The following is an 8281-nucleotide window of genomic DNA, read 5'->3' on the forward strand; positions in this document are numbered from 1 at the left end:
AGCATGATGGCGCGGAGCGCGGCACGCTGACGCTGAACGCGCCGCGCACTGGCGTCACCAGCGGCGATATGCTGATCGACGCAGGCGGCGCGCTGGACATCCAGGGCGCGCGCGCCATCGTCGTGAATGCCATGCGGCGCGAAACCGCGCTGCCGCAGGACAACGACGCGGCAGGCGGCAAGCCCTACAGCTACATCGACCAGGCCTATCTGGACGCCCGCCACGGGGAGAGCGCCACGTTCATGCTCAACGCGCTGGGCAATTCCCATTTGCTCGGCGTCAAGCTGGCAGGCCTGAACAATGCCCGCTACCGCGATGCGCTGCATCTGCGGCCCGGATTGGAAGTGGCGGTGGAGGGCGACTTGGTGGTGCGCGGCGACCTGGATCTGTCGCGCTACCGCTATGACAGCCTGAATCCGGCAAGCGTCCGGACCGGCGTCTACGGATCGGGCGAATCCGGCTTCCTAACCTTGCGGGCGGGTGGCGACCTGAACATCTACGGCAGCATCAACGACGGCTTCGCGCCGCCGCCGGCCACGCCGGACGATGGCGGCTGGGTGCTCAAGTCCGGCCCCTTGGGTTTTGGAGCGGACGTGGTACTGCCGTCGGGCGGCGTGGAACTGGCAGACGGCTCGCTGTTCCCGGCCAAGCGGGCGCTGAATTACGACCTGCCGATCAAGAACTTCACCGTGGCCGCTGGGGTCCAGGTGCCGGTCGAGGTCACGCTGAACGCGCCGCTGACGGTGCCGGCCAATACGGTGCTGGGCGGCCCGGTGTTGGCGGCCGATGGCACCGTGCTGCTGGCGGCGGGGACACTGCTGGCCGATGCGGTGACGGTGCCGGCGGGTGCGCGCCTGGGTGCGGGCTTCGTGGCGCCGGCGCCCGCGTCCTTGCTCGCCATGGTGTGGCCGGCAGGCGTGCCGCTGGTGGCCAATGCCACGCTGAATGGCCCACTGACGTTGAAGGTGGGCGCGTTGCTGCCGTCAACAATGACCGTCAAGCTGCCGGGCAACCCCATGGCGATGCCGGTGCGTCCGGGGGGGCCGGGACTGAACACCGGCAACAACTGGGCGGTGGCGTCCATGTTGCCGGCCGGGTCGGAGTCCTGGTCGCTGCGCGTGGTGGCGGGCGCGGATACGCAAGCCGCCGACAGCCGGCTGCTACGCCCGCGCGACGAGTCGGGCAACCTGGTGTTGGCGGACACCCACTACACCGTGTTCGACAAGCACGAGATCACGCTCATTCCGGGTACCCCGGATCAATATGCCGGCCTCTGGTATTGCGACGAGGCTTGCGTGCAGAGTTTTGGCAATCGGGATCCGCGCATCAAGCTCGGCGAGCCGGTTCCAGCGGAGTACGAAAGCTATTGCGGACCGGGCGTATGCCAGAGGGTGCGTTATGTCTGGACGCAGTACGGCAAGGACGTCTGGGATTGGCAATTGGGCTTCGAAGTCGTGGTCGGCACGCCGATCACGGAAGATTGGGCCGACTTCATCTGCGAGGACAACATCTTGTCTTGCACGGGCCTGGGTGCGGTGACACCTGGCACCCCTCCGCAAGAGGTGGTTGGCCGTTTGCTGGACAAGCAGCTCGCCAGTCCGGCCCTGAGCGTGCTGCGCACCGGCACCGGCGACCTGGAGGTGTTGGCGGGCGGCGACGTGCGCATGAAATCGCCGTTCGGCGTGTACACGGCCGGGACCCAGGCGGCCGATGTGGCGCCCGCCTTTCAGCGGCCTCGCAACACGTTCGAGTCGGAAAATACCGTGCTGGGCAAGGACGCGACCGGTTATGAACCGCTGGTGGCGGGCGCCTCCAGCGCCTATCGCGCCTGGTATCCGCAAGCGGGCGGCAATCTGCTGGTGCGTGCCGGCGGCGATTTGACCGGCGACATCTGGAGCCAGGGCAGCTACATCGACGACGGCCATCGGTTCTCGCAGCGGCCCAATGCGGATCCAGCCAACTGGTTGTGGCGGCAGGCCGACGCATCCGGCTCCGCGTGGTGGATCAACTTCGGCACGTATGTCCGCGGGAACGATGCGCCTTATCTGGTCGGATTCACGGGTTTCGGCACCTTGGGCGGCGGCGACTTGCGGGTGGACGTCGGGGGAGATGCCGGCACCTTGATGCGCCTGGGCGGAGAGACGAGAGAGTGGAACAACGTCATGAATCCCCGCAGTCAGGGCCTGGTGCTGGCCGTGGGCGCCACCGGCCGCGTGGATGCCGCGGGCACCTTGCGGCAGACCGGCGGCGGCGACATGGACGTGCGCGTGGGCGGAGGGCTGAATCCGAACCATACCGCCCACATGGGCCTGAACGGCGACCAGTACGAGGCGTCGCACATGGCGCTGAACGGCATGGCGGCCAATTTGCGCGGCCGGGCCAATATCAACGCAGGCGTGCAGGGCACTATCCAGCGGCAGTTCGGTCCTTACTCGATCCGTCAGGACAACCAGGATAGCCGCGCCTATGATCCGTTCACGTCCACGCAGGCAATGGCCGGGGGCGGGCTGGTGTTGATGCCGGGCGATTCCGTCTTCAACCTGCAGGCGCGAGGCGATCTCGTCCTGGGCGCGGTGCGTGACGCCGGCCGGCTGACGCCGGTGGATGCCTTCAACGACCAGACGCCCGGGTGGTTCAGCCTGTGGACGCCGTCCACCGCGATTCATCTGTATTCGGCCGGCGGCAACCTTACGCCCGGCACCCAGCTTGCGGACCGGAGCGGTACCGGCGCGATCACGCCGACGGTGGGGCTCACCGGCACCAGCTTCTTCTACCCGTCCGTCCTGACCGCCATTGCGCCTTCCGGCAGCATCTACATGGGGTTGTCCGCGGCGCGCGGGATCAATACGGCGCGCAGCCATTCCATCGTGTTGGCGCCTTCGGCCAACAGCACGCTGGAACTGCTGGCTGGCGCCTCCATCTACGCCGGTGGCTATGCCATCAATCGTTCCGGGGCGGACCGGTCGACGCTGGCCACGCCGTTCGCGCCCGGCCTGCCAGATGTCAAGGAAGCCGGCACCTACGGGCTGGGTAACGACCTGTTCGCGCATGGCGGCAATACCGTCACGGCGATCCAGGCGATGGCGCCGGCGCAGTTCTATGCCAATACCGGCGATATCGTCGGGCTGCGCGTGGGTGAAATCGTCACCTTCGGGCCCGGTCGCATGGGCGGCGTCAAGTGGTATGCGAACGCAGGGCCGGTGCATATGGAGGCTGGGCGCGACATTGTCAGCAGCGGCATTCCGCTGGGCACGCAGCAACTCGTCGACGGCTTGTACAGCACCGACACGTCGGCCACCACCTCTGGAAATATCTTCACGCACGGCGCGGCGACCGATATCTCCGTGGTCCGCGCCGGCCGGGACATCATCCATGGCAACTTCAGCGTCGCCGGCCCCGGTGTGCTGGAAGTCAGCGCCGGCCGAAACTTCCGCGCCGAAGACGTGGGCAATCTGGCCAGCCTGGGGCCCGTGGTGGCAGGCGACAGCCGGCCGGGCGCGTCCATCGCGTTGTTGGCGGGCGCGGGTGCCAAGGGGGCGGACTACGCCGGCCTGCTGGCCTACTACCTGAACGCGTCCAAGGTGGCGGATCCTGGCCTGCCGCTGACGGACCAGGGCAAGCCGTTCAGGCACTACGAGGCCGAACTGCTGCTGTGGCTGACGCAGCGCTACGGCTTCGCGGGTGACGCCCAGGAGGCGCGTGCCTACTTCGGCGCCCTGGCGCCCGAACAGCAACGCGTCTTTGCGCGTCAGGTCTATTTTGCCGAGTTGCGCGATGGGGGCCGCGAATACAACGACAGGGCCAGTCCGCGCGAAGGCAGCTACCTGCGCGGCCGCCAGGCCATTGCGGCGTTGTTCCCGGTGGCGGGCGCGGATGGCTTGCCCAATGTCTATCGCGGCGACGTCACCGTATATGGCGGCGCGGGGCTGCACACGAATTTCGGCGGCGATATCCAGGTGCTGACGCCCGGAGGGCAGCAGGTCTATGGCGTGGAGGGCGCGGCGCCGCCGGCCACGGCCGGGGTGATTACCCAGGGAGCGGGCGATATCTCCCTGTACGCGCAGAACAGCATCTTGCTGGGGCAAAGCCGCATCATGACCACGTTCGGCGGCGGCATTCTGGCCTGGTCGGCCGCTGGCGACATCAACGCCGGGCGGGGATCGAAGACCACGGTGGTGTACACGCCGCCCAAGCGCGCGTACGACGCGCTCGGCAATATCACGCTGTCGCCCAGCGTGCCCAGTGCCGGAGCGGGCATCGCTACTCTGGCGCCGCTTCCGGAGGTACCGGCGGGCGACGTGGACCTCTACGCCCCGCTCGGCACCATCGACGCGGGAGAAGCGGGCATCCGGGTGTCGGGCAATGTCAACATCGCGGCTTTGCAGGTGGTTAATGCGGCCAACATCCAGGTCAAGGGAGACAGTGCGGGCGTACCGGTGACTGCTTCCGTCAATACCGGAGCACTCACGTCCGCCAGTGCCACCGCGGCCTCGGCCGTGAGCACGGCGCAGGAGTCCGCGCAACGCAGCCAGAACCAGGCGCGCCAAAACCAGCCGTCCATCATCAACGTGCAGATCCTGGGCTTCGGCGCGGAGCCGGTGTCCGGCGCCGTCACGACGCCGCAAAAGGACAGCCCAGCCGGCAACGCCTCGGCGTATCGGCCGGACAACATGGTGCAGGTCGTCGGCAACGGCGCCTTGAGCGCGGCGCAGTTGGACACCTTGACCAGTGATGAAAGGACGGCTTTCGGACTGTAGCCAGCGCTCATTGAATATAGGGTTTCAGACTACCTTCTCGCGCCGGGATTTGTAGTCTGACACCCTATTTCGGTCCGGGTGGCGCCACGGCTCCGAGTTGAATGATCCCGCCAGCCAATACGGTTGATGCCAGCAATCAGCGCACCGCGAACCAGTCGCCGTACAGGCTCCCGTTCATGCCGCAGAAGGGCGGGCCGAAGCCGTCGTCTTTGACACCGGCAGGCGGAATTTCGCGGACCACCAGCACGGCGCCGCGGCGCGTCAGCGCGAGAACCCAGGGCGCGCCGTCTTGGTAGGTGACTTGCAGGCTGTCACCGGAGGCGATCGCCTTGCCGCTCAGATCGCAGACCCAGCGGCCACTATAGGGCTGGGCCGAGTTGGCCGACACCAACAACTGGCCATCGGCGGCCTGCGTGATCTCGATTTCACCTTCGACGTTTTTCCACTTGCCGACAAAGCCCGCAGCCGGCTGCGGATTGATCGACTTCAGAAAATTCAGGCGGTAACGCATGTTGGTGCCGATCTCCTTGACCGGCGTGCTTCCCGTGTAGGGGTCGGCATAGACATTGTCGCGCACGCTCAGGAAATAGCGTTGATCTGCAGTCAGCGATTTGGCCGCCTCGGCATCGAGCTTGCCACGCACCGCCTTGTACTGCTGCGCGATGGCCATGTCCTGGTCGGCCAGCGCCGGGTGGGCGCAAATGGCTTTTTCTACTGGAGTCGTGGCTTTGGCGCAGTTGAAAGAGGGGGCGGCGGCGGCGGCACTGCCTGCCGTAGCCAACGATGCTGCAAGGACCAGATGACGGATCATCACGTGTAGCTCTCCAGAGGTGTATGCGTTCGGCTTGCCCGCGGGCACCGAGATGACGGCGCAGTGTACCGGCACGGGCTGTTCTTCGGAGCCTCGCAATGGCATTGCCGTTTCTGGGGGGCGTCCACCGAAACGTTGTGAGGGATGCTGACATCCGAAAGTCAATCAAAAAAATGTAGGTCATTGATTTTTATTGGGTTGTTCTGGAAATTCGAATGGATTTCAGCAGCGGAGGTACGTGTTCTTGGCCCATTGTGCTTTTTCTAAATATATAATTCATCTGATAAGCATTCGCATTTAAATATCGGAATGATGAATCGTGGCCAAGAAAACTCAGTTGACAATCGCGCTGTGCGCCCAATGCTTCAGCCCGGCCGTTGCGCTGTCCTTGATGCTTCCCGCTGGCGCCAGCGCCCAGACCGCGGCGCAAACCACGACGCTGCAGCCCGTTACGGTGACCGCGGGTTCGGTGTCGGAAGAGGACTTGCCAGCACCTTATGCCGGAGGGCAGGTGGCGCAGGGCGCACGTTTGGGCTTGATGGGCAACCAGGACGTGATGGATACGCCCTTCAACGTCACCAGCTACACGTCCGAGCTCATCCAGAACCAGCAGGCGCGCACGCTTGCCGACGTCATGGCGAACGACCCCTCGGTGCGGTTCACGACGTCGAGCGGACATGCCTATGAGAACTTTCGGATCCGGGGCTTCGACGTCAACCAGAACGACGTGGCGATCAACGGCATGTATGGCTTGGCGCCCATGGGCCGCACGCCGCTGGAATTCGTCGAGCGGGTGGAGGTGTTGAAAGGCCCGAACGCCTTGTTCAGCGGCATGGCGCCCAGCGGCGCAGTGGGCGGCACGATCAATCTGGTGCCCAAGCGCGCGGAAGACAGGCCCAATGCCACCTTCGGCGTGAACTGGCAGGCCGACGGCCAACTGGGCACGACCATCGATGCTGGCCGTCGCTTCGGCTCGGCCAATGAATGGGGCGCGCGCGTCAACGGTTCTTTCAGCGACGGCGCCACCACGCTGGACGGCCAATCCAGAAAGCGCGAGTTCCTGTCCGCAGGCCTGGACTATCGCAGCAGCGCCTTGAGCGCGTCGATAGATGCTTACCATAGCCAAGAGTCATTCTCGGGCGGCACGCCCGCCATGTTCTGGTTCGGCGGCTCCGTCGTGCCCGACGCGCCCGATCCCCGCATCAACCAGTTCAGCACCGGCTATGGCAGCATTCAGAGCAACGCCGTCATGGCGCGCGCCGAGTACCGCTTCAATGACAGCGTGTCGGCATTCGCCGGCGTGGGCAGGCGCGACAGCCATCAATCGGGCCTGATCAACGGCACCCATGCGCGACAGATCGACGCCAACGGGAATTTCACGGGTTCGATCATCGGGCAGCGCGCCTACACGGACGCCACCTCTGCCGATGCCGGCCTGCGTTCGCGTTTCAACACGGGCAGCGTGCGACACGAGCTGGTGCTCCAGGCCTCCTTGCTGAAGCTGGAAGACGGGTCGGCCACCGGTACGGCATCGACCTTCAAGTCCAATATCTATGACCCGGTCACGCCGGTCATGCCGGCGGTGCCGGGCAGCGCGCCCAAGACCTCGGAGAACACGCTGTCCAGCCTGGCGCTGGTGGACACCATGTCCTTCTTCGACGACAAGCTGCTCCTGACCGGCGGTCTGCGCAACCAGCGCGTGAAGACCACGAATTTCGACAAGACGGGCAAGACGACGGCGCGCTATGACGAGGATGCCGTGACGCCCGCCGTCGCCATTGTCGTCAAGCCCTGGGGACCAGACGTTTCGCTGTACGCCAACTACGTGCAGGGCCTGAGCAAGGGCGATAGCGTCACGGACACTACGGCCAGCAACTATGGCCAGGTGTTCGCACCCTACAAGACCAAGCAGCAGGAGCTGGGCGTCAAGTGGAACGCCGGCACCTTTACCAACACCCTGGCGTTCTTCCAGATCGACAAACCCATGCTGGTAACGGAAGGCTCTACGTCCAAGCCGACGTATGTGGACGGCGGCGAGAAGCGCGTCCGCGGCGTGGAATGGAATACCTTCGGCGAGCTGGCTCCTGGCGTGCGCGTGCTGGGCGGCGTCACTTACACGCAAGGCACGCAGGTCAAGACCTCCTATGGCCGCTACGACGGCAACACCGCGGTGGGCGCGCCGCGGTGGCAGGCCAATACCGGACTGGAATGGGACACGCCGTGGGTGCCCGGCCTGACGCTGAGCGGGCGCGTGCAGGCGACGTCCACTCAATACGCCGACGCGGCCAACAAGCTGCAGATTCCGGGCTGGGGCCAATTGGACCTGGGCGCCCGCTACGCCACGCAGATCAACGGCCGGGACGTGGTACTGCGCCTGAACGTCAATAACGTGTTCGACAAGCACTATTACGCCGGCAGTTTCAGCGACACGACGCCTATCGTGACGTTGGGTCCGGCGCGCACCGTTACCGCCTCCGCCAGCATCAGCTTCTGAACGCCGGTTGCCCTGTTCCGGACAGCCGATCCGGAACAGGATTCGGCGCTCAGGTATCGGACCTTTCATCCTGGGATGACCATGGAAGTCCTAACACTCCTCAGCCTCGCGAGCCTGTTTCTGGGCTGCTTCTGCATCTATCGCGCTTCGCCTAACCAGCGTTGGGGCGCCGCGCGCTGGCCGGCCCTGCCCGCGCGCGCCGTGGGCGTCCTGCTGCTG

General features: G+C 65.5%; 3 protein-coding genes. 2 read left to right on the plus strand and 1 reads right to left on the minus strand.

The genetic code is table 11. The annotated features are described in order from the left end of the window. Positions 1–4757 (plus strand): filamentous hemagglutinin family protein (locus VIR09_RS28660; protein WP_332015951.1); only part of this gene is annotated, 4757 nt, incomplete at its 5' end. A 136-nt stretch (positions 4758–4893) separates the two neighbouring features. Here the strand turns inward: VIR09_RS28660 and VIR09_RS28665 are convergent. Beyond that, positions 4894–5568, minus strand: a complete 675-nt coding sequence (locus VIR09_RS28665) for a lysozyme inhibitor LprI family protein (RefSeq protein WP_332015953.1) — start codon at positions 5566–5568, stop codon at positions 4894–4896. A 319-nt stretch (positions 5569–5887) separates the two neighbouring features. On the opposite strand from VIR09_RS28665, the gene VIR09_RS28670 reads away from it, so the two are divergent. Beyond that, entirely contained in the window at positions 5888–8062 is a 2175-nt protein-coding gene (locus VIR09_RS28670; protein ID WP_332015952.1) for a TonB-dependent receptor, read from the plus strand. The last annotated feature ends 219 nt before the right edge of the window (positions 8063–8281 follow it).

The organism is Achromobacter sp. (assembly GCF_036567245.1).
Lineage (GTDB): Bacteria > Pseudomonadota > Gammaproteobacteria > Burkholderiales > Burkholderiaceae_B > Achromobacter.

Excerpts from the sequence above, each read along its gene's own strand:
- VIR09_RS28665 (WP_332015953.1), bottom strand. The coding sequence starts at position 5,568 with ATGATCCGTCATCTGGTCCTTGCAGCATCGTTGGCTACGGCAGGCAGT.